Source organism: Trebonia sp. (genome assembly GCF_049794275.1).
Lineage (GTDB): Bacteria > Actinomycetota > Actinomycetes > Streptosporangiales > Streptosporangiaceae > Trebonia.
Map to the genome: position 1 here is coordinate 1 of NZ_JBARCR010001076.1, position 2,019 is coordinate 2,019.

Genomic DNA, 2,019 nt, shown 5'->3' on the forward strand with positions numbered 1-2,019 from the left:
TCCCCGCCGCGATCTTGAAGATGACGATGAGCCCGCCGCCCGCAAGCAGGCGGTAAGCCGCGACCGCGAGCGCGGACAGCCCGGTGACGTGGCCGAATTCGGTACCTGTGAGGCCCCCGGTGCCCCACAGCAGCCCGGACATGACGAGGTAAACGGAAGCAGACATGACAGATCGCTCCTGCGACGAGAGAAGAAAAACAGGTCGCGGAAGCGGGGCGCGCTAGGCAGCCCTAAGAAAGGAAGACGGCTACAACGCCCCGCTCAGGAGCGCGGTGGCGGGGTTATCGGGAAGAGCCGGTGCACCCGGCCATGCTAGTGGCCGCCGGAGACCAAAGGCGACTGCTTTACGGCCAGCCGGCGCCCGGGACCTCAACCGAAGTCATGACGACCTGACCGCTGCCGGGCGCCACCATCTCTGCCTGGCCCATGCCGCGCCATTCGGCAGCGGTGACGAACAGCGTCGTCCGGCCGGGGCCGCCGAGGGCGCAGGCGAAGCCGCCGCGGTCCAGCTCGACGACCTGCCGGACCTCGCCGCCCTCTGCGACCCGCGCGCACCGCTTGTTCGGCACGTCCGCGTACCAGACGGCGTTCTCCAAGTCGACCGCGATGCCGTCCGGCGTGCCCACGCCAAGGTCGGCCCACACTCGCCGGCCGGACAGCCCGCCGTCGGCCGCGATGTCGAAGGCGACCAGGCAGTGCCGGTAGGAGTCCGCGACGATCAGCGTGGAGTTGTCGGCGGTCACCGCCATCCCGTTCGGGAAGGCGATGTCCCCGGCCACCTCGCGCACCTGGCCGTCCGGCGTGACCAGGAACACCGAACCGGGCTTCGGCGCCTCGCCGGCCGTCGGGTCGAAGCCCGCCCCGTTGACGTAGGAGTTGCCGCGGCCGTCAATCACGATGTCGTTCCAGGTGCCGCGGCTGCCGAGGTCGGCCTGCGTGACCAGCGATCCGTCGGGTTCCAGGCGCAGCAGCTTGCCGTCAGCGGACGAGACGATGAGCAGCCGGCCATCGGGCCGCCAGGCGGCGCACAGCGGCAGCGATCGCACGCGCGCGACCACCTCGCTGCGGCCGTCGAGCCCGACGGCCAGGACCTCGCCAGCGGACCAGTCGGAGAAGTACAGCCGCCCGTCGTGCCAGCGCGGCGACTCGACCAGTCCCCGCCCGGTTAGCAGCGTCGTCGTGCTCATGTCCATTGAGACGTCTTCTGGCCGCTCAACTCATCGCCCTTAACTAGTCGCTAAAGATTGTGGACCCGGCCGCCGCTACGTTACCTTCCCAAGTGGGGGGGACTGATGCCCTGCTGGCAGCGCGGCTGACAGCAGGCGACGATCATGCGCTGGCCGAGGTGTTCGACCGCTTCGGGGCCGCGGTGTACGGCGCGGCCGCGTACGTCGTCGGGGCCGGCGGCGGCGCGCAGGATGTCGTGCAGGACGTGTTCGTGGAGCTGTGGTCTCACCCGCATCGGTACGACCCGGACGCCGGGTCGCTGCGCGGCTACCTGATGCTCCTAGCGCGGCACCGCGCGGTGGACGCCATCCGCAGCGAACTGCGCCGGATCGCCAGGCAGGAGCAGCACTACCGGCTGACGATCGACGAGGGGCCGCCGTCACCAGGCGAGCAGGTGCTCAGCGCGCACATGGCCAGCGAGGTGCGAGCGGCCATTCAGCGGCTGCCCGCCGCCCAGCGCCAGGTGGTCGAGCTCGCCTACTTCGAGGGGATGACCTGCCGGGAAGTGGCAAGTGCGGTCGGCATTCCCGAGGGAACCGTGAAGTCGCGGCTCCGGCTGGCGCTCGCCAAGCTGGAAGCCGTGCTCGACCGGCAGCTTCTGGAGGCACCGTGACAGCGGCCCAGCCTACCGTGCCCCCGGACCTGCGGGCCCGGGTGCTTGACGCGTCACGCCGCGCCAGGGCGGCCGGCGAGCCGGTCCCCGAGGTCCCGGCGATCTCGCCGGCCGAGGCGTTCAGCCGGGTCGCCGACGCGCTGTACCGCACGCTGAGCGCGCTGGAGTCCGCGGCCTGG

3 protein-coding genes are annotated in these 2,019 nt (G+C 71.1%); 2 read left to right on the forward strand and 1 reads right to left on the reverse strand.

The genetic code is table 11. From position 1 onward, the window contains the following. Positions 1 to 344: 344 nt before the first annotated feature. On the reverse strand, positions 345 to 1,187 hold the full coding sequence (locus tag WA805_RS26890) for an SMP-30/gluconolactonase/LRE family protein (protein ID WP_425239693.1): 843 nt from the start codon (positions 1,185 to 1,187) through the stop codon (positions 345 to 347). A 92-nt stretch (positions 1,188 to 1,279) separates the two neighbouring features. Here WA805_RS26890 and WA805_RS26895 point away from each other — a divergent pair, with 92 nt between their 5' ends. Then, entirely contained in the window at positions 1,280 to 1,840 is a 561-nt protein-coding gene (locus WA805_RS26895) for a sigma-70 family RNA polymerase sigma factor (protein ID WP_425243740.1), read from the forward strand. Beyond that, the coding region (locus WA805_RS26900; protein ID WP_425243741.1) for a hypothetical protein at positions 1,837 to 2,019 on the forward strand (183 nt) is incomplete at its 3' end. The genes WA805_RS26895 and WA805_RS26900, both read left to right, overlap by 4 nt.

Bases quoted from the DNA above. Each gene is read 5' to 3' on its own strand.
- WA805_RS26890 (WP_425239693.1), bottom strand. From the start codon at position 1,187: ATGAGCACGACGACGCTGCTAACCGGGCGGGGACTGGTCGAGTCGCCG.